The organism is Candidatus Hydrogenedentota bacterium (assembly GCA_012730045.1).
Taxonomy (GTDB): domain Bacteria; phylum Hydrogenedentota; class Hydrogenedentia; order Hydrogenedentales; family CAITNO01; genus JAAYBR01.
In genome coordinates this window covers 1-19,610 of record JAAYBR010000007.1, presented here as the reverse complement: position 1 = coordinate 19,610, position 19,610 = coordinate 1, and the positions used below count along the sequence as shown (strand labels likewise).

At 70.3% G+C, this 19,610-nt stretch carries 15 protein-coding genes; 8 read left to right on the top strand and 7 right to left on the bottom strand.

Annotated features, from left to right (window positions below):
- The 5 genes from GXY15_00890 to GXY15_00870 form a co-directional block, all read left to right on the top strand.
- The coding region (locus GXY15_00890) for a hypothetical protein (GenBank protein NLV39773.1) at positions 1-3,547 on the top strand (3,547 nt) is incomplete at its 5' end.
- 686 nt (positions 3,548-4,233) lie between these two features.
- On the top strand, positions 4,234-5,295 hold the full coding sequence (locus GXY15_00885; protein ID NLV39772.1) for an NAD-dependent epimerase/dehydratase family protein: 1,062 nt from the start codon (positions 4,234-4,236) through the stop codon (positions 5,293-5,295).
- Positions 5,270-6,097: a glycosyltransferase family 2 protein gene (locus GXY15_00880; GenBank protein ID NLV39771.1), complete on the top strand. Its 828-nt coding sequence runs from the start codon at positions 5,270-5,272 to the stop codon at positions 6,095-6,097. Before GXY15_00885 ends, GXY15_00880 begins: the two co-directional genes overlap by 26 nt.
- Positions 6,098-6,121: 24 nt before the next feature.
- Positions 6,122-7,120: a hypothetical protein gene (locus GXY15_00875; protein NLV39770.1), complete on the top strand. Its 999-nt coding sequence runs from the start codon at positions 6,122-6,124 to the stop codon at positions 7,118-7,120.
- Positions 7,117-8,418 carry a hypothetical protein gene (locus GXY15_00870; protein ID NLV39769.1) on the top strand — a complete coding sequence of 434 codons (1,302 nt, stop codon included), beginning with the start codon at positions 7,117-7,119 and terminating at the stop codon, positions 8,416-8,418. The genes GXY15_00875 and GXY15_00870 overlap by 4 nt, the downstream gene beginning before the upstream one ends.
- A 12-nt stretch (positions 8,419-8,430) precedes the next feature.
- On the opposite strand, the gene GXY15_00865 is transcribed toward GXY15_00870, so the two are convergent.
- From GXY15_00865 to GXY15_00845, 5 genes are all read right to left on the bottom strand, one after another.
- The gene (locus tag GXY15_00865) at positions 8,431-9,081 is read right to left on the bottom strand and encodes a redox-sensing transcriptional repressor Rex (protein ID NLV39768.1); all 651 of its coding nucleotides are present in this window, start codon (positions 9,079-9,081) and stop codon (positions 8,431-8,433) included.
- Positions 9,082-9,159: 78 nt separating this feature from the next.
- On the bottom strand, positions 9,160-10,560 hold the full coding sequence (locus GXY15_00860; protein ID NLV39767.1) for a hypothetical protein: 1,401 nt from the start codon (positions 10,558-10,560) through the stop codon (positions 9,160-9,162).
- On the bottom strand, positions 10,557-12,017 hold the full coding sequence (locus GXY15_00855) for a VCBS repeat-containing protein (protein NLV39766.1): 1,461 nt from the start codon (positions 12,015-12,017) through the stop codon (positions 10,557-10,559). Before GXY15_00855 ends, GXY15_00860 begins: the two co-directional genes overlap by 4 nt.
- Positions 12,014-12,805: an ABC transporter permease subunit gene (locus GXY15_00850; protein NLV39765.1), complete on the bottom strand. Its 792-nt coding sequence runs from the start codon at positions 12,803-12,805 to the stop codon at positions 12,014-12,016. The genes GXY15_00855 and GXY15_00850 overlap by 4 nt, the downstream gene beginning before the upstream one ends.
- Positions 12,802-13,701, bottom strand: coding sequence for an ABC transporter ATP-binding protein (locus GXY15_00845; GenBank protein NLV39764.1), 900 nt, complete (start codon positions 13,699-13,701; stop codon positions 12,802-12,804). Before GXY15_00845 ends, GXY15_00850 begins: the two co-directional genes overlap by 4 nt.
- Positions 13,702-14,079: 378 nt before the next feature.
- Between GXY15_00845 and GXY15_00840 the strand changes: the two genes are divergently transcribed.
- The 3 genes from GXY15_00840 (at position 14,080) to GXY15_00830 (ending at position 18,217) form a co-directional block, all read left to right on the top strand.
- Positions 14,080-15,570 (top strand): arylsulfatase, encoded by a 1,491-nt coding sequence (locus tag GXY15_00840; protein NLV39763.1) that lies wholly within the window; start codon positions 14,080-14,082, stop codon positions 15,568-15,570.
- A 277-nt stretch (positions 15,571-15,847) separates the two neighbouring features.
- Positions 15,848-17,059, top strand: a complete 1,212-nt coding sequence (locus GXY15_00835; protein NLV39762.1) for a DegT/DnrJ/EryC1/StrS family aminotransferase — start codon at positions 15,848-15,850, stop codon at positions 17,057-17,059.
- A 15-nt stretch (positions 17,060-17,074) separates the two neighbouring features.
- A complete protein-coding gene (locus GXY15_00830) occupies positions 17,075-18,217 on the top strand; it encodes a type IV pilus twitching motility protein PilT (protein NLV39761.1) in 1,143 nt (380 codons plus the stop codon).
- A gap of 6 nt (positions 18,218-18,223) precedes the next feature.
- Here the strand turns inward: GXY15_00830 and GXY15_00825 are convergent, their stop codons facing one another.
- Positions 18,224-19,204: a calcium/sodium antiporter gene (locus tag GXY15_00825; protein NLV39760.1), complete on the bottom strand. Its 981-nt coding sequence runs from the start codon at positions 19,202-19,204 to the stop codon at positions 18,224-18,226.
- On the bottom strand, positions 19,201-19,610 hold a 410-nt coding region (rsgA, locus tag GXY15_00820), incomplete at its 5' end, for a ribosome small subunit-dependent GTPase A (protein ID NLV39759.1). The genes GXY15_00825 and rsgA, both read right to left, overlap by 4 nt.

Below are 19,610 nucleotides of genomic sequence, written 5' to 3'. Positions count from 1 at the left end.
CGGCGCGGGTGCGGCGGGTGCCAGCGGCGGCGGCGCGTTTGTCTTGGCCGCGCAGGGCCTCCTTAATGTCACCAGCAGCACTTTCGACGTGAGCGCGGCGGCGCGGCAGGCTCAGGGGGGCTCGGGAGCCAACGGTCAGACCGGCGGTTCGGGCGGCGGCGGCTACGGCGGCGGCGCAGGCGGCAACGGCGCGGGCGGCGGCGGCACAGGCGGAACCGGCGGAACGGGCGGTGCGGGCGCATCTGGCGGCAAGGGCGGCGACGGCGGCAAGGGCGGGAACGGCGGCGCGGCGGGCTACGGCACGCCGGGCATGGTGAAGCTGATGGGCTCCGTGGTGCTGGCGGGTGGCCGTTACATCCGCGCGCTTAACGTCGTGGACAATGCGCCGGAGCACAACGGGAAATTCACGTGGATTTCCAACATGAATGTGACGGCGCACAGCGTCCACAAGCCGCTTTTTGACACGGCGGGCGGCGCGCAGGTGGTGCAGGGCGTCACCACGCACCCGGCGCTGCTGACGGCGGCCAATCCCTTCACGGGGGCCAGCACGCCGAAGATTCCCGAGCTGGAGGGCGGCCCCGCGCCGGCCGGCTGGCTCAAGACGACCTACTGGAACAAGACGCAGGTGGACACGCTGCTTCCCAGCACCGGGGAGCTTCGGGCCACGGTGCTGCGCCAGCCCCCGGGAACGGACTATTCGGTGTACGCCGGACACGACCAGCTCCTGGTGAAGAACACCGCGCTGGTCTCCATGGACAACGTGGCGGTGGTGATCGGCGCCAATCCGCCGCAGCTCATCACCGGCACCGGCGGCACGCCCGGCGTGCTGGCGCCCGGCCGTGTCTGGACCACCACGGTCCCGGCGGGAACCTTTGCGGTGGCCGTGCAGCTTCCGCAGGTGCAGCCGGCGGCGCAGACGGCGAACGCCGAGGCGTCGGCGCAGTTTGCCGTGCGCGCGGGCGGCGACGGCCTGACGTACCAGTGGCACTTCAACGGGGTCCCGCTTTCGGACGACGTGAAGCATTCCGGGACCACGACCGCGACGCTCACGATTCTTGACTGCGTGAACGCCGACGAGGGCGACTATGAGTGCCTGGTTTCCGATCCGCTCACGGGCGGCTCGGTGCTCCTTTCCAAGGGCGTGCTGACCGTTTCAGACCCCGCGCTGCTGACGCATCCCGTGTCGCAGACGGTGGACCCGCTGCAAGACGTGATCCTCGCGGTCACCACGGGAGGCACGGTGGACTCGGTGCAGTGGTACAAGGACGGCGCGCCGGTGGCCGACGGGACCACGGGCGAGGGCACGGTGATTGCCGGGTCGGCCACGCGGACCCTGACGCTGACGGGGGTCCATGAGGGCGACGAGGGGGTGTACACCTGCACCATCACCGGCCCCGACGGGAGCCCCGTGTCCAATCCGGCCACCCTTTCCGTGAACAACGCGCCGGTGGTCGGCACGCAGCCCGCGGGCCAGAACGTGCCCGTGGGCGGCACCTTCCCCCTGAGCGCGGCGCTTTCGGCGGGCACCCCCGAGTTTGACTACATGTGGGTCAAGGAGGGGGCGCTTCCCGGCGAGGAGATCATCCTGCGCGTGCAGACGACGGCCGTGATGACGGACGGGATCACGCTGCCCCTCTCCGGCAGCGCCGCGCTGTCCGACAGCGGCCGGTACCGGCTGAAGGTCCGCAACTCGGCCAGCCGCGCCCTGAACACCAGCGGAAACCCGGACAACGACTGGGTCGTCTCCGACTGGGCGCAGATCACGGTGTACGAGCCGATCGTGGTGGTGGGACAGCCCGCCAGCACGGCGGCCCGTTACGGCGACACGGTCTCGTTCTCGTGCAGCGTGGTCGGCACGCTTCTGGGGCTTCAGATGACCTGGTTCGACGAGAACGGCCAGGACGTGGCGCTGGTGAACCCGCGCGCGTCGGTGACGACGCAGGGCACCCTCTCCACGCTGACCATCACGTCCGTGGAGAACGGGGACGAGCCGGCGACCTGGCCGGCCGGCGGCTACCGGTGCCGCATCACCAACACCTACCAGTCCGGCGCGAACGCCGTGCTTAGCAACCGGGCCAACCTGGTGGTTCTCGACCCGGCCATCATCACGCACCCGCAGAACCAGATCGCAGCGCTCAACGGCACCGCCACGTTCAGCGTCGGCGCCGTGGGCAGCGCGCTGTCCTACCAGTGGTTCAAGGTCGGCGACGCGGCGGTGCTGGGCACCGGCGACTCGCTGACGATCACCCCCGTGACCGAGCCGCAGGTCGGTGACTACTACTGCCGCGTGACCAGCGCGGACGGGCCGGTGGACTCCAACACGGCGAACCTTCGGATCAACGACCCGTACATCGCCGTCCATCCGTCCGACGTGGTGGCGGATCCGGGCGACGCGGTGACCTTCACCTTGGTGGTGGGGGATCTGAGCTCCCCGCCGATAGACTTCCAGTGGAGGAAGGACGGGGTCGTTCTGACGGGCCCCGGCGCCTCGGGCACGCTGACGGCCGCCCCCCTCACCATCGAGCTGAACATCGCGTCGGTCTCGTCGGGCGATGTCGGCGTGTACACCTGCGAGCTGGACGGGTTGGATCCGGGCACCGTCTCCTCGAATCCGGCCTCGCTCTCGCTGAACGCGCCCCCGACGGTTTCCGGCATCACGCCGAACCCGGGCGACGGGATCGCGCCCTACGGCAGCACGGCGACGCTGACGGTCCAGGTGACCGGCGGCACCGCCCCGTTCGGCTATGCGTGGACGAAGGACGGCATGCCGATCGCCGAGGGCAACGTTTCCGGGCTCACGGGGCCGGTGCTCACGTTCACCAACGTGCAGGCCGCCAACGAGGGCCTGTACCGCTGCACGGTGACGAACTCGGCGGGTTCGGCCCATGCCGAGCGCATGCTGTACGCGGGCTCCATGGTGACGTTCCTGCAGCATCCGCAGGCGCGCCGCGCCTACTACGGCGACAGCGTGATGTTCCAGGTGATTGTCGGCGGCGGCCAGGGCGCCAAGCACTACCAGTGGAAGCGCCTGCGCGCGGGCGTGACGACCAACGTCGGCTCCGACGCCCCGACCCTCTCGCTGGTCAACGTGAACAGCGCGAACGCGGGCGCCTACTGGTGCGTGGTGACCGACGAACGCGGCGCCTATCCGTCCAACCAGGCCGCCCTCACCCTGGCCCAGCGCCTGGCCTTCGTCCAGACCCTGCCGGCGGCGGAGCGCGTTCTGCTGACGAAGAACCTCAGGATGCGCGTGCGCGCCTCCGGCGGCCACACGCCGGTGTTCTACGACTGGCAGTTCAACGGCGCGCCCATCGCCCCGACGGCGTCGCTGCCCGACGGGTCCGAGCTGACCATCACGGGCGCCGCGTTCGAGGACGCCGGCGTCTACAAGGTGACCGTCTTCGACAGCTACACCGACACCCTGACCGCGCAGTGCGTGGTCGAGGTGGTCGAGGGCATGCCGGTGGCGGGCCTCGGCGGCCTCGCGGGCGCGGCGCTGGCGCTGGCGCTGGCGGGCGCGGCGGCGGCGCGGCGGCGGCGCGGATGACCCCCTGAAACCTGACCGACAGGCCCGGTCCGCCGCAAGGCGGGCCGGGCCTCTTCGTTCGAGGCCCCAGTACAACGGACAAGACGCTGCGAGAACCGAGGCCGAGGCGGGAACGAGGTTGCTTCAGTCGCTCCGCTCCTTCGCAATGACGCGCATTCCCGTAGTCGTTGCATGACGCGCATTCCCGCGGTCGTTGCGAGGAGGCCGCCCCGGCCGACGCGGCAATCTCTTGTCAGAAAGCCCCAAACCCGCCGCCCGGGTCCGCACAGCGCGCAGCGCCTTGGAGTGCGGCAGCTTGCTGCCGCCTTTCTTCGCGTGGGCTTGCCCGCGCGGGAGTCCGCGAAAAACGACTGGGACTGTGCGTTTCCCCAGGGCCGGCGCGGCGCTTCCCGCCGCAATTTCGGCTGCCCCGTTGGGGCATGGCTGTTCTGTGCGGGCAACCCAGGGCAGGCCTGGCCCTTCGGGCGGCGGCCTGCCCTGGGCTATATTCGGCAACGCTTTCAGCGTTGAAGAGGCAGGGCAAAGGGTGATGAACGCACTCCATCCAGAAAGTGCCCACGGATTTTAGTGCGATTGCCCCGGGCACCCAGTTGACAGTTTCCCGAGGGGATGCGGTATGATGCGCTTGGTGTCCGCGCCGTCCAACCGGCCCGGAGCACCCGGAATCAGGCAGCACTGGGGATGCGATGAGCGTTGTAATCGTGACCGGATCATGGGGGCTGGTGGGGGCGGAGGCTGTGCGGCAGTTTTCCCGCGCGGGGCACACGGTCGCGGGGGTGGACAACGACCTGCGCGGGTACTTCTTCGGCCCCGAAGCCTCCACGAAATGGGCGGCGGAGCGGCTGGCCGGGGAGTGTCCGGGCTACCGCCACCACGACGCCGACATCCGCGACCTGGGCGCGCTGGACCGCATCTTCGCGGAATACGCGGGGGACATTGCGGCGGTGGTCCACACGGCGGCGCAGCCCAGCCACGACTGGGCGGCCAAGGAACCCTTCACGGACTTCTCGGTGAACGCCACGGGCACGCTGAACCTGCTGGAGACGGCCCGCCTCCGCGCGCCGGAGGCCGTGTTCATCTTCACCTCCACCAACAAGGTCTACGGCGACACGCCGAACCTGCTTCCCCTGGTCGAGCGGGAGACCCGGTGGGAGGTGGACCCGTCGCACCCCTACGCGGAGCACGGCATAGACGAGACCATGTCCATAGACCGGACCAAGCACTCGCTGTTCGGCGCGTCCAAGGTGGCCGCGGACGTGCTGGTGCAGGAGTACGGCCGCTATTTCGGCATGAAGACCGCGGTGTTCCGCGGCGGCTGCCTCACGGGGCCGGGCCACAGCGGCGCCGAGCTGCACGGGTTCCTGGCGTATCTGATGAAGTGCGCCATGACGGGCCGGCAGTACCGCATCTTCGGCTACAAGGGCAAGCAGGTGCGCGACAACATCCACGCGGCCGACCTGGTCCGCTGCTTTCTGGAGGTCGCGCGCGCGCCGCGCCCGGGCGCGGTCTACAACATCGGCGGCGGCCGCCACAGCAACTGCTCCATGCAGGAGGCCATCGCGCTGTGCGGCGAGATTGCCGGGAAGCCCATGAACACGGTCTACCTCGACGAGAACCGCATCGGCGACCACATCTGGTGGATCAGCGACACGCGCCGGTTCCAGCGCGACTATCCCGGATGGCGCCGCCAGTACGATGTCCGGGGCATCCTGGAGGAGATTCATGCCGGCCTCCAAACCCGCATCTGACGCCTCCGGGCCGGTTCCGCGCAACACCCTGCTCTACAGCGTGCTGGTGCCGGCCTGCAACGAATCGGCGAACCTGCCCCCCACGCTGCGGTCGCTGGCCGCGGCCCTCCGGGGGGAGGGGATCCCCTTCGAGCTGCTGGTCGTGAACGACAACAGCCGCGACGACACGGCGGCGGTGGTCGAGGGGCTTTGCGGGGAAATCCCGGAAATCCACCTCGTCCACAACACGCCGCCGGGCGGCCTGGGCCGCGCCGTGCGCTGCGGCCTGCGCCACTACCGGGGCGGCGCGCTGGCCGTGGTCATGGCGGACAGCAGCGACGACCCGCGCGACGTGGTGGCCTGCTACCGCAAGCTGGAGGAGGGCTATGACGCCGTCTTCGGCTCCCGGTTCCGGCCCGGCAGCGAGGTGGTCCAGTACCCGCCGGTCAAGCTTTACGCGAACCGCCTGGTCAACAAGGCGATGCAGCTCCTGTTTCTCACCCGGTTCAACGACCTCACCAATGCGTTCAAGGCGTACCGCCGCCACGTGATCGAGAGCATCAGCCCGCTCCAGGCGGCGCACTTCAACATCACCATCGAGATGTCCCTGTCCTGCCTCATCCGCCGCTACCGTATCGCCGAAATCCCCATCCGGTGGTACGGGCGCACCTGGGGCCAGTCCAACCTGCGCCTGCGCGAGATGGGCCGCCGCTACCTCTGCACCCTCCTCATGATCTGGTTTGAGCGCCTGCTGATCCTCGACGACCTCATGCTCGAAAGCCGCCCCGCCGCCGAGAAGGACGCCCCCGAAGGGCGGGACTAGCGCCCCGTGCGGTATCATGGGGGCATGCACTCCGCAAGGTTCCTGATCACGGCGCTGGCGGCCGCGCTGGCGGGTTATGCCGCCGCCGCCGATGTCCGCCTGAACACCCTCACGCAGGGGCCCTTCGTCGTGGCCCACGCGCCGGAGGACGAGGTGTACGCGCGCGGGGCCCTGGCCACCCTTGTCGAATTCGCCCAGTCCGTGGCGCACCGCCTGCCCGTGGGGGACGCGCCCGTGCGTGTGCTGGTGGCGCCGACGGCGGCGGAGTTCCACAGGCACGCGCGCGGGTTTCTGCCGGGGCAGGTGAGCGGGCTGGCCCGGCCCCACGAGGGGCTCATGGTGGTGCGCCCGCCGACCCTGCGGGCGGGCGGCGGGGCCGGGGACTTCGGCACCACGCTCCGCCATGAGCTGGTCCACATCCTCCTCGCGCGGAACGTGGACGAGGCGCGCATGCCCAACTGGCTCAACGAGGGGGTGGCCATGCACCTCTCGCGGGAGTACCAGATCGCCTCGCCCGTCGCCGTGGCGCAGATGTTCATGGAAGGGCGCATCATCCCCTACCGCAACCTCGACAGGGCCTTCATGACGCCGGGGGAGGAGCGGACCTTCGACGACGCCTACGCGCAGGCCCTCTCCATGACGCGGTACCTGCACCGCCGCCTGGGCGAGGAGGGCTTCTGGGCGCTGGTGCTGTCCCTGCGCGACACGTCCTTCCCGGACGCCCTGCGCCGCCACGCCGGCATGACCGTTTCCGAGTTCTGGGACGGATACCACCGGTCCCTCTGGTTCGTGGCGCTCATCGGCGTGCTGGCCTCCGGCTCCTTCTTCACGCCCGCCGCCTTTCTGGTGATCATCGTCTGGTTCCGCAAGCGCCGCCGCGACCGCGAAGTGCTCGCCCAGTGGGAGCGGGAGGAGGCGGCCGGCCGCCGCCGGCGGGAGCCCGTGCTTTCCTGGGAGGACGCGCTCGACGATGACACAACCTATGTCCCCGGCATTGACGACGAGGAGGACGACGAGTGGTGACGAGACAATGGAAGGCTTTGGTGCTCGCGCTCGCGGGCGCCGCCCTTTTGGCCGGATGCCGCCCGTGCGAGCCCGTCGCGCCGCACCCCGTGGCCGTCGGGTCGGGACTCTACCTCGACCGGACGCTGTTTGACCGGAACCGCCGGGACACCATCGTGTCCCTGGCCGCGGAGGCCGGGCTCCACTGGACACGCGAGGAGTTCCTGTGGGAGGGGATCGAACCCGCGCCCGGGCAGCACAGCGAAAGCCTGCTGGAGCGCCACGACGCCCGGGTGACAAAGCTGGCGGCGGCGGGCATCCAGATTCTCGGCCTGCTGGACTACGGCGCCGAATGGTCCACCGGCGGCGGCGCGCCGTCCACGGACGAGCAGCGCGCCGACTTCGCACGCCACGCCGCGTTCATGGCGGAACGCTACCGGGGCGTCATCACGCACTGGGAGGTGTGGAACGAGCCCAACCTGGAGAAGTTCTGGCACGGGACGCCCGACCCCGAGGGCTACGGGCTGCTGCTGCGCGCCGCCGCCGACGCCCTGCGCGCCGTGGACCCCGAAATCCAAGTGGTCGGCGGCGCCATCGCCGGATGCGGCCGCGACGACCGCGCGTTTCTGATGCGGGCCCTCGCCGCCGCCGGACCCGGCGCCTGCGACATTGTCTCCATCCATCCCTACTCCGGCGAGAGCCCCTGGGACCGCTCCGACGGGCCCGGCAACGTCTGCGCGCTCCGGCGCCAGCTGGCGGAGGCGGGGTGGAGCGTCCCCCTTTGGTCCACCGAATGCGGCCACAGCACCTGTGATGACGGGGTCGCCGTGGAGGAGCAGCCGGGGCTGCTCGTCCGAATGTACCTGTCCCAGTTCGCCGCCGGAATCGAAAATGTCATCAGCTACGACTTCGTGGACGACGGGATGGATCCCCTCGAAAAGGAGCATCACTGGGGGATGCTCTACCATGATCTGGAGCCCAAACCCTCCCTGCGCGTCGTGGGGGTGCTCGCGGGACTGCTGGAGGGCGCCTGGGTCCACGGGCATTTCCAGGACGGGGGGGTGGAGGCGGTCCGCTTCGAGAAGGACGGCGGCCTGACCCTTTGGGCCGTCTGGGCGGGCGCGGAATACCCGGAGAACGATCCCCTGGCCTCGCAGCGGGGCCGCGTGTTCACGCTGGACGGGCTGCTGTCGTCCGACACCGTCACCGCACTCGACCTGCACGGCCGCCTGCTTGTGGTGGACCGGGAGGGCGGCACGGCGCGTCTGGAGGCCGGCGGCTCGCCGCGCTACCTTTTCATCCAGAGCGCCGGGGGATGACCCCCGCCGCTCCTAGCCCTCGCGGAGGGTGGTGTTGAGCCGCTGGAGGAGCACGCCGAGGGTGGCGTAAAGGTCCTCGTTCTGGACGATCACGTCGTCCGGGGCCTCAATGCGCGTGGGCGCGAAGTTCCAGATGGCGCGGATGCCCCCCTGCACCATGAGGTCCGCCACCTCCTGCGCCGCGGGCGCGGGCACCGTGATGATGCCGATGAGGACGTGCATCCGGCGGGCGAGGTTGGGGAGTTTGGTGATGGGAAGCACCTCGCGGTCGTGGACCTTCCTGCCGATGCGGGCGGGGTCCCGGTCAAAGGCCGCCACGATCTCCAGCCCGTAGCGGTTGAACCGCCCATAGCCCACCAGCGCCGAGCCGAGATGCCCCGCCCCGGCGAGGAAGGCCTTGCGCGTGCTGTTCCATCCCAGGAAAGTCTCCACCGCGTCCACCAGCTCGGCGAGGTCATAGCCCACCTTGGGCCGCCCCTTGATCCCCGTGACGGCGAGGTCCTTGCGGATCTGCGTGGGGTCGTAGTGGAGCTCGTCGGCGATCTGGCTGCACGACACCGTCTCCATGCCGCCGTCGAGGCACTGCCTGAGCATGTGGTGGTAAACGGGGAGCCGCCGGAGGGTGGGCTCCGGCACCGCGCGCTGGTGTCCCTTGAGGTTCATGTCGTGGCTCCTAATTGAAGAAATTTTTCTCTATTCTACAGGCAGGGAGGAGCCATGTCAACACCCGGGTGGCAGGTTCTACCGGTTGGAGACGATGACCAGGGCACCGTCGCCGCGCAGGACGGCCAGGGCGTTTCCCGAGGCGTCGAGGTCGGTCGTCAGCACGGTGTCGGCGACGGGGCAGGGGAGGGGCAGGGTCTCGATGGCGGAGGAGAAGCCCGCGCCCCGGGAGGGCCACAGGCAGAAGGACTGTTCGCCGCACAGGAAGGCCAGGTCGGTGCGGTGGTCGCCGTTGAAGTCGAGGGCGCGCAGGTCCCGCAGGGGGCCGCGCGCCCCTTCCAGCAGCCACTGGGCGCCGGTGGGCACTTCGGCGGCTTTCCACGGCTTGACTCCGTATTTGTCGGAGGCGGGGTCGAAGGTGTGCAGCGCGATGCGGACGGGCCATTCGCCGCCCGTGAGGGCGCGGCCGACCGCGCCGACGGTGGGCGCGGGCGGCCGGACGTTCCACAGGACGAGGTCCGTGTGCCCGTCGCCGTCGAAGTCCGCCTCTCCTTCGGGTTCTGCGAGGATTCCCGGATAACGCCGCGCGGGGGTGAGGCGCATCCCGGCGCCGGTTCCGCCGCCCGTCGCGGGCGCGGCGCGCCGCAGGGCCACGAGCGTCTCGCGCTTTCCGCCCGGCGCATAGGCGTAGAACACTCGGTCGTCCCCCGCGTCCCGTCCGGTGCGCAGCGGCATCCAGGGCCACGACTCGACCGGGGCGTCCCCGGCGGCGGCGGCGGCGAGGGCGGCGCGGCGCTGCCGGGGCGCGGCGCCCGCGGGCAGGGCCACGGCGGGCAGCTCCTGGGGCAGGTCGGGCACGGCGGCCTCGCGGCGGCTGATTCTGAGTTCGAGGCTGCCGGGCGGCCCCACGAGGGGCGGGTAAACCGCCCCGGCCAGGAAGGGCTCCCCGAGGCTGACCTTGTGGGCCGCCCCCGCGCCGATTTCGAACCGCTCCACCAGCTCCCCGGCGGGGGTGCGCAGCTCCAGCCAGTCATCCGTGGGCAGGGCCAGCACGGTGCGCCCGCCCCAGGGCACGGCGAGCACCAGCGGGAAGGGGCGCGGCGCGCCGCCCGAGAAGCGGGTGTCCGCCTGGAACAGAACGGTCCACGCGCCCGTCGCGCCCTCCTCCAGCGGACGGCCGAGGATGTCGCCGCCGCGCACGGCGACCAGTTCCGGCGCACCGTCGCCGTCGAGGTCCGCAATGTCCACCGCGGCGGTGCCCGGCTCAATGGCGGCACTCCATGCGCCGGCCTCCCCGCCGCCGGGGTGCACGCGCATGAGGAGGCCGTCAATGACGCAGAGGTCGGCCGTGCCGCGCCCCGACAGGTCGGCGGCGAAGCAGCAGGCGTCGTTGTCCTGCACCGGGATGGTGAACGCCTGAAGGGCCGCGGCGGCCCAGGCCCACAGGGCCACACATGCCAGGGAGGAGACGGCGCTCATGGGGCATCCCCCCGGGCGGTGCGGAAAACGAGGGTGCGGCCTTCGGCGTTCTCCGGTCCGGCCATGCGCGCCACCACGTCCCAGCAGCCGTCGCCGTTGACATCCGCCGTGAACACCTGGGCGTCCTCCGGAACCGGCAGCACCGCGTCCGCCGCGCGGGAAAACGCGCCGTCGCGGGCGAGAAAGACCTCCACCCGCGCACCGCCGGTCCGGGCCAGCAGGTCGCGGCGGCCGTCGCCGTTGAAATCCCCCCAATGCTGCACGAGCTGCCCCGCGGCGTACCGGGCCAGCGCGGGCGGCTGCTCCCAGAGACCGCCGCCGAGGTCCAGGTCCGTCTGAAAGGTCAGCGCCGGCTCCTCCGCAAACCCCTCCGGGGTCTGCGGATACACGCGCACCTCGTGGGGAAGGGTGTGCTTCGTGACCAGATGGGCGGCCGTCTCCCGCGCGCCCCTGTCAAAGAGCGGGGAGCCCTCCGTCACCAGGTCCGACAGCCCGTCCCCGTCCATGTCCATGAACCCGCCCTGCGGGCGGAATCCCGGCACGCACACGCTGCGCCGCACGGCGAAGGTTTTGCCGCCGTCCAGGGTGGCCCAGTATTCCATGACCGGCGTGTTCAGCACCCGGCCCCGGGTGTGCGACATGCGCACCCCGGCGAAGTCGGGGATGTCGTCGCCGTTGAGGCGGCACGGCCGCAGGAACGGCTCCACGGGGCGGCCGTGCCAGACGCCCGCAGCCGGTTCCACGGCATAGCCGCCGCCTTCCAGCGACAGCGGATGGGTGCGGCGCGCATAGGCCGGCCGCCCGCCCGGGCCCGGCTGGGGGAACAGGATGGCCACGGTCATGGCGCCGCAGGTCACATCGCAGGAAAGCCGCCGGGCGGGGAAGGTGAGCTGCCTGCGCGGCCGCGGCCAGAGCGTGCTCGCAGGGGGCTCCTCCAGGGAGAGGTCGGGATAAACCGCCAGCAGGCCCGCAGGACGGTACGCGTCCCCCTTCCTGGCGAAAATCCGGAGGCCGCGCTCTTCCGCGCAGACCACCTCCGGCACGCCGTCGCCGTCCAGGTCGTGCAGGAAACGGCTGACCCCGCCCCGGTCCTCCAGCGGTGCGTCCAGCGCCTGGTCGAACAGGGGCTCAAACGCCTCCCCGGTCCAGCGCGTGGCGGCCAGGCGGCCGTTCCCCAGCCCGTAGAGGGCGCCCTGAAAAACGTCCAGTGTCTTTCCGGCCAGCGTTGCCGGCAGGGACGCGCGGGCCTCTGCGGGAAACCAGCCTTCGCGCTGGAACCAGACACGGTCCGGGAAGAGGAGCTCCGGCGCGCCGTCGCCGTCGAGGTCGGCAGGACGGTAGTTGGTGAGCGCCTCGCCGCTGAGGGGTTTCGGGCCGCCCGCCCACAGGCCGGGGGCCTCCTCCGGCGGCAGAAAGGTGAGGCCCGCCAGGGCAAGGCCCAGGACCGCCGCGATCATCCTGAAATGTCCCGACGCCGCATGACCAGCACGGCCCCCGCCAGCAGGAGCACCGTGGCCCCCAACGACGCCCCGGCGCACTGTCCCGCCATGGGCAGCCATTCTGCGTCCAGCCCGTCCGCCCGGTTGGCGAAGACCTGCCAGCACGACTCCAGATAGGTGGTGAAGATCAGGCGGTCCACACCCAGGAAATGCTTCACGAGGTCCAGGAGGATCCAGATACCAAAGGTGGCGGAGACGGCCAGGCCCGTGCTGCGGGTGCAGCAGGAGACGAACAGGCCCAGCGCGGCCCCGGCCAGCAGCGGCAGCATCGCCAGCGCGGTGCCCCCCAGCCAGGCGAACGCCATCTCCTCCTTGGTGAAGAGCAGCTCGCCGCCAAACTCCACGCCGGTGATTTCGCCCAGGGCCGCAGCGGCGGCCCAGGCCAGCGCGGAGGCCTCCAGCGCCAGCAGCACGGCGTAGGCGGCCGCCGCAAGGAACTTGCCCAGCACATATTCGCCGCGGCGCACGGGGCGCGTCAGGGACAGGCGGATGGCGCCCGACCCCAGCTCCGGCGCGACGAGGCAGGCGCTCCAGGCCAGCAGCATGATGAAGGCCGCCAGACCGATCCCCGCCGGCATGGCGCGGGCGATGAAGTCGTAGTCCGCGCGGCCGTCGCGGGCGACGCCGCCCCGCGCCAGCATCATCCCCACCGCCACCGCCACGGCGGCCCCGCCCGCCCAGGTCTGGCGCAGGCGCAGGCACCGGGTAGCCTCGGCCAGAAACATGTTCAGCACGCGCCGCGTCATGGCCGGGTCGCCTTCAAGAAATACTCCTCCAGCGTGCGCCGCTTCGGCACGATGCCCCGCACATGGAAGCCCCCGGACACCAGGAAGGCGGCGGTCCGGTCGGCGTCCTCCTCCCGGAGGGTGACGCGCACCCCGGCGGGCAGCGCCTCCGCCGCCGTCACCCACGGCTGCGCGGTCAGGGCCGCGGCCGCCTCCTCCGCCCGGTCGCACAGCACCTCCAGCCGGGAGAAGTCCCACGACAGCACGGCCGCCGTGCGCTCGCAGGCCGTCAGCCGGCCCCCGCGCATCACGGCCACCCGGTCGCACAGAATCTCCACCTCCGCCATCTGGTGGCTCGAAAAGAGGATGGCCACCGACACCTCGTCCGCCAGTTTCCGCAGGAAGGCCAGTGTCTCCCGCGTGCTTTCCACATCCAGTCCGGAGGTCGGCTCGTCCAGCACCAGCAGCTCCGGCTCCGCGAGGATCGCCTGCGCGATGCCCAGCCGCTGCCGCATGCCCTGCGAGAGCCGCCCCACCCTCATGCCCGACACAGCGTCCAGCCCCGTCACGCGCAGGGCCCAGTCCACCGATGTCGCCCTTCCGGAGAGCCGGACGAGCCATTTCAGCACCCGGCGCACCGTCAGGTATTCCGGAAACGCCGGCCGCTCCACCAGCACGCCCATGCGCGCGATGACCTCCATGAACCGCCGGTCGGCGTCCAGCCCGAAGATTTCAATCCGGCCCGAGGTCCGGCGGACCAGTCCGGACACCATCCCCAGCGTCGTGCTCTTGCCCGCGCCGTTCGGACCCAGCAGCCCCATCACCTCGCCGCGGCGCAGCTCCAGACACAGCGAATCCACCGCAAGGGTCCGCCCGTAGCGTTTGCTCACATTGTCCAGAACCAGGCACGTTTCCATAACCCAAGTATTCTATACCACCGCCCCCGGCAAGCCCCACTTCCGGGGGGATCGCCGCATAAGAGATGGGTCATGGAGGCGCCGGAGAGGCTAGTTCCTTGTGGGTTCAAAGTGAAAGCGCCGACGGCGCGCAAAGGTGTCCGTTCACCCAATGACATGCGGAGAACCGGAGGCTTTCCGACAAGAGGTTGCTTCAGTCGCTCCGCTCCTTCGCAATGACGTTGATTTCCGCAGTCATTGCGAAGGAGCGGAGCGACTGAAGCAACCTCGTTCTCGCTTTGGCTTCGGTTCTCACGACGCCGTATCCGGCGACCAGGTTTTTTTGGGGGGGAAACTCGCCGGGCGCGCGGCGTAGAATGGGCGCGCAGGAGGACCCCGATGATGAGACGCCGCGACTTTCTTGCCGCCTCCCTTGCCGCTGTGGCGGGGGCCGCTCTGGGCCGCCGGACCGTGCGCGCCGCCGGCGCGGGCGCGCGCCCGAACATTGTCCATGTGCTGGCGGACGACCTGGGCTGGGGCGACCTGCGCTGCCTGAACCCGCAGGGAAAGATTCCCACTCCGCATCTGGACGCGCTGGCGGGCGCGGGGCGCGTCTTCACCGACGCCCATTCCGGTTCGGCGGTCTGCACGCCCACCCGCTACGGCATCCTCACGGGGCGCTACTGCTGGCGCAGCCGCCTGAAACGCGGCGTGCTGGACGGGTGGTCCGCGCCGCTCATCGAGCCGGGCCGCCAGACCGTCGCCGCCCTGCTCAAGGACCGGGGCTATCACACGGCCTGCGTCGGCAAGTGGCACCTTGGCCTCGACTGGACCACCGCAGAGGGCAAGCCCGCGTCCCGCGGGCGGACGGACTACACGCGGGCTTTCCAGTACGGCCCCTGCGCCCTGGGGTTCGACGAGTTTTTCGGCATCTCCGCCTCCCTCGACATGCCGCCCTATGTCTACATCCGCAACGACCGCGTGGAGGAGCCGCCCTCCGGGACGCTGGCCGACAGCCCAAAACCGGCCTACTACCGGGCGGGCCCCGTCGCGCCGGGATTCCAGATGGACCGGGTGCTGGAACGCCTCACGGACGAGGCGGTCGGCGTGGTGCAGCGGCACAAAGAGCGCGCCGGTGAAAGCCCCCTGTTCCTGTACTTCCCCCTCACGGCACCGCACACCCCCATCTTCTCCCGCGAGGAGTTCAGGGGCAGGGGGGAGACCAATGTCTACGGGGACTTCGTCCATGAGGTGGACGCGTCCGTGGGCCGGCTCCGCGCCGCGCTGGAGGAGGCGGGCATGGCTGAGAACACCCTGTTCATCTTCACCAGCGACAACGGGTGCAGCCCCATGGCCAACTTCGAGGAGCTGGCCGCCAAAGGACACCACCCCGGCGGGCCCTTCCGGGGACACAAGGCGGACATTTTCGAGGGCGGCCACCGCGTCCCCTTTATTGCCGCCTGGCCGGGCCGGGTCGCGCCCGGCACCACCTGCGCCGACACCGTCTGCCTGACCGACCTGCTCGCCACCGCCGCCGAGATCACCGGGGCCGCGCCACCCCCCGACGCCGGGGAGGACAGCTGGAGCCTCCTGCCCCTGCTCGAGGGCCGCGCCCCCGCCACCCCCCGGCCCGCCGTGGTCCACCACTCCGTGGACGGATACTTCGCCCTCCGCGAGGGCAAATGGAAGTTCATAGACTGCCCCGGCTCCGGCGGCTGGAGCGCGCCCAAGCCCAACTCCCCCGAAAGCAAAACCCTGCCCCCGGTCCAGCTCTACGACCTCGAAGCCGACCCCGGCGAAACCACCAACCTCTGCGACAAACACCCCGACCAAGTCGAGCGCCTGCGCGGCATCCTGGAAAGATTCAAGCAGGCGGGAAAAAGCGTCTGAGCGGCCGGGGCTGACCCCCTTGGACAACGGGCCTGGGCCTGTCGCCCCCTGGGATCGCCAAGCTCCAGCTTGGCCTCTTTCCTCTTTCTCCCTCCGCGCCTCGGCGCCTCCGTGTGAGGAAAACTCTTTCCGGAAAACGCCCGCTTTTCGCATTGCGCCGGGGTTCAGCATACCTGTCTCCGCGTGGTATACTGACGGCAAGGGCGGAAGCAGCAGGGCCGTGCCGGAGGGTTTCTTTCCCCGCCGGAAATTGGGCTTTTTAAGGAGTCAAGGAAATATGGGTTCTTCCGAGCATGGGACGTTGGCGGTGTTGGGCGGCGCACCGGTGCGCGGGCCGGAGAAGGCGTGGCCTTCGTGGCCGCAGTTTGACGACGCGGAGCGGGCGGCGCTGCTGGGGGTGCTGGAGTCGGGCAAGTGGTTCTACGGCGACCGGGTGGCGGCGTTTGAGGGGGAGTGGGCGGCGTTCCAGGGCGCGCGGCACTGCGTGACGGCGAACAGCGGCACGACGGCCCTGGAGATCGTGCTGCAGGCGCTGGGCATCGGCCCGGGGGACGAGGTGATCGTGCCGCCGTTCACCTTTGTGGCGACGGCGAGCGCGGTGCTGCGGGTGGGGGCGCGCCCGGTGTTCGCGGACCTCGACCATACCTGGTGCCTGGACCCGGACCGGGTGGCGGAGGCGCTGACCCCGCGCACGAAGGCCATCATGCCGGTGCATTTCGGCGGGCGGTTCTGCGACATGGACCGGCTGTGCGACCTCGCGGCGGACGCGGGCATTCCGATCATTGAGGACGCGTGCCACGCCTGGGGCGGCCACTGGAAGGGCAAGGGCGCGGGCACGGTGGGGAAGTGCGGCGTCTTCAGCTTCCAGCAGTCCAAGAACATCACGGCGGGCGAGGGCGGCGCGATTGTGACGGACGACGACGCCCTGGCGGCGATGTGCCGGTCCCTCACGAACTGCGGCCGGGCGGCGGGCATGCCGTGGTACCACCACGAGAACCCGGGGACGAACGTCCGCCTGACGGAGTTCCAGGCGGCCCTCCTGTCCTGCCAGCTCGCGCGGCTGGAGGAGCAGACGCTCCGCCGGGAGCGCAACGCCATGATCCTGAACAACGGCCTCGGGGCCGTGGAGGGGCTGATCCCCCAGCCGAAGAGCAACCGCATCACGCGGCGGGCCTACCATCTGTTCTGCCTGCGCGTGGACGAGGAGGCCTTTGGCTGCACGCGGGCGCAGTTCCTCGCGGCGGCGAACGCCGAGGGCTGGCCTGTCGCCGCCGTGTACCCCCTGCCGCTTTACGAGCAGCCGCTGTTCCGGAAGCTGGGCGGCTATGAGGGGGTGCGGTGCCCCGTGGCCGAGGACCTGTGCCGCCGCAGCGGCACTTGGACCACCCACGAGAAGCTCCTCGGCACGGAGGAGGACATGGGGGACATCGTGCGCATCGCGGAAAAGATCAAGGCCAGCGCCGCGGCTTTGCGCGCGTCGGACCTGTGACGGGAGGAAGAAGCCATGTCGGACGAAACGGTGGTCAAGAGCAACGGGGACGAGCCCCAGAAGTCCAAACTCAAGAAGCTGCTCGGCTACGCCGTGAAGAACGGCGCGTCGGACCTGCACATCTCCGTGGGCAGCCCGCCCGCGGTGCGCATTGACGGCGAGATACGGTTCCTGCCCGCCGAACCGCTCACCTTCGCCGACATGAACTCGTTTCTGGACGAGATGATGAACGAGTACCAGCGGGCGGACTTCGAGAAGCGGGGCGACGCCGACCTGGCGCACGGGGTGCCCGGGCTGGGGCGGTTCCGCGTGAACGTCCTCAAGCAGCGCGGGTCCACGGCGATGGTCCTGCGCCACGTCAAGGGCAAGATTCTGGATTTTGACACGCTGCACCTGCCGCCGGTGCTTGAGAAGATCGCCGGCATGCCGCGCGGGCTGGTGCTGATCACGGGCACGACGGGCAGCGGCAAGTCCACCACGCTGGCGTCGCTGGTGGACTGGATCAACCAGCGCAAGCGGTTGCACATCGTGACGCTGGAGGACCCCATCGAGTACCTGCACAGTAACAAGCGCAGCGTGGTGACGCAGCGCGAGGTGGCGATTGACACGCACGACTTCCTGTCGGCGCTGCGCGCCGTGATGCGCGAGGACCCCGACGTCATTCTCATCGGCGAGATGCGCGACGCGGAGACCTTCCAGGCGGCCATTTCGGCGGCGGAGACGGGGCACCTGGTCTTCTCGACCCTGCACACGACCAACGTGATGCTGACCATTGACCGGATCATGGACATGTTCCCCTCGAACATGCACGCGCAGATCCGCTCCCAGCTCGCGCTCCAGCTCAAGGCCTGCATCTCGCAGCGCCTGCTTCCCGCGAAGGACGGCAAGGGCCGCGTGCCCGCCATCGAGGTCATGATCTCCAACCCCGGCATCGCGGGGCTGATCCGGGACAACAACGTGAAGCAGATTCCGAACGCCGTGGCGGGCGGGGCCGAGGACGGCATGCAGACCTTCAACATGAGTCTGGCGCTCCTTATCAAGGAGGGGCTGATCCGGGAGGAGGAGGCCATGATCGCCTCGGACAACCCGGACGAGCTGCGCATGAACCTCCAGGGCATCTACCTCAGCCAGGGCCGGGGCGGCATCCTCAAGCGGTAGGCGCGGTCAGCGGCCCGCGCCGAGCAGCAGCAGGGCCATGTAGCCCGCGTAGAGGGCAAGCAGCACCGCGCCGTTCCAGCGCGTCAGGTTGTACCCCATCCGCAGCAGGACCACCATCGCGCCCACCAGCACCAGCGCCGCGGGAAACATGAACCAGATGACCTTGACCTCGGCGGTGAGGGGGTTCGCCACGGCGGAGGCTCCGGCGACCCAGCAGATGTTCAAAATGTCCGCGCCGATGATGTTGCCCACGCCGATCTGCGACTGCCTCTTGAGGGCCGAGGCGACGCAGGTGACGATTTCCGGCACGGAGGTGCCGATGGCGACCACGGTCAGGCCGATGACCTCCGGGGGGAGGCCGAACGCCGCGGCCACGCCGACGGCGCCGTGGATGAGCAGCTCCGCGCCCGCGAGAACGCCCGCAATGCCCCCCGCGAACAGTCCCACAATCTTCGGCGTGGATATGGAGGCCACAGCCTGCTCATGCTCCGCCAGGGCCGCCATGCGCTCGCGGACCACCGGATCCTTCTGCCGCCGCGCGTACTGACGGTAGGCCACCGTGACATAGCCGGCATACGAGGCCAGGAGCACCGCGCCGTCGAGGCGGCCCAGGGTTCCGTCCATGCAGAGGGCGAAGCCCAGCCCCAGCGCGAGGAGGACGAAGACGCCGCTGGTGCGGAAGATGAGGGGGTCCGCCTGGAGCGGGGTGGACGCCAGGAGGGCGGCCAGCGCGAGGGCGACGCCCACGTCCACCGTGATGGAGCCGACGGCGTTCCCCAGCGCGATGACGGGCTGCCCCTGGAGGGTGGCGAGGAAGGAGCTCATGAACTCCGGGGCCGTGGTGCAGAAGCTCACGAGAACGATGCCCACCAGCATCTTGGGCGCGCCCAGCCGCTCGGCCAGGCCCACCGCGCCGTCCACAAACCAGTCGGCCGCCTTCCAGAGCACAAGGACCGCGGCCAGAATGCAGGCCAGGTTGACCATCACAGCAGTTTCCAGGGCTCCCCGGTGGGCCGCACCCGGCCCGGGGTGGTTCCGGTTTCCGACTCGAGGCTGGCGCGGATGCGCGCGTAGGAGGCGTAGCGCGGGGCGGGGATGCGCCCCTCGTCCACGGCCCGCAGCACCGCGCAGTCCGGCTCGTGGACGTGCGTGCAGTTGCGGTACTTGCAGTCCGGGGCCGCCGCCGCCAGCTCGGGGAAGTAGAAGGCCACCTCGGCGGGGGTGACGTCCCACAGGCCCAGATGCCGGATGCCGGGGGTGTCAATCACGCGGATGCCCCCGGCGATCATGAAGAGCCGGGCCAGTGTGGTGGCGTGGCGCCCCTTCTCGGTCACGCGGCTCAGGTCGAGGGTGTGCAGCTCCAGTTCCGGGTCCAGGGCGTTCAGCAGCGAGG

Excerpts from the sequence above, each read along its gene's own strand:
- GXY15_00855 (NLV39766.1), bottom strand. The coding sequence starts at position 12,017 with ATGATCGCGGCGGTCCTGGGCCTTGCCCTGGCGGGCCTCACCTTTCTG.
- GXY15_00885 (NLV39772.1), top strand. The coding sequence starts at position 4,234 with ATGAGCGTTGTAATCGTGACCGGATCATGGGGGCTGGTGGGGGCGGAG.
- GXY15_00840 (NLV39763.1), top strand. The coding sequence starts at position 14,080 with ATGATGAGACGCCGCGACTTTCTTGCCGCCTCCCTTGCCGCTGTGGCG.
- GXY15_00865 (NLV39768.1), bottom strand. The coding sequence starts at position 9,081 with ATGAACCTCAAGGGACACCAGCGCGCGGTGCCGGAGCCCACCCTCCGG.
- GXY15_00880 (NLV39771.1), top strand. The coding sequence starts at position 5,270 with ATGCCGGCCTCCAAACCCGCATCTGACGCCTCCGGGCCGGTTCCGCGC.
- GXY15_00830 (NLV39761.1), top strand. The coding sequence starts at position 17,075 with ATGTCGGACGAAACGGTGGTCAAGAGCAACGGGGACGAGCCCCAGAAG.
- GXY15_00835 (NLV39762.1), top strand. The coding sequence starts at position 15,848 with ATGGGTTCTTCCGAGCATGGGACGTTGGCGGTGTTGGGCGGCGCACCG.
- GXY15_00845 (NLV39764.1), bottom strand. The coding sequence starts at position 13,701 with ATGGAAACGTGCCTGGTTCTGGACAATGTGAGCAAACGCTACGGGCGG.
- GXY15_00875 (NLV39770.1), top strand. The coding sequence starts at position 6,122 with ATGCACTCCGCAAGGTTCCTGATCACGGCGCTGGCGGCCGCGCTGGCG.
- GXY15_00850 (NLV39765.1), bottom strand. The coding sequence starts at position 12,805 with ATGACGCGGCGCGTGCTGAACATGTTTCTGGCCGAGGCTACCCGGTGC.
- GXY15_00860 (NLV39767.1), bottom strand. The coding sequence starts at position 10,560 with ATGAGCGCCGTCTCCTCCCTGGCATGTGTGGCCCTGTGGGCCTGGGCC.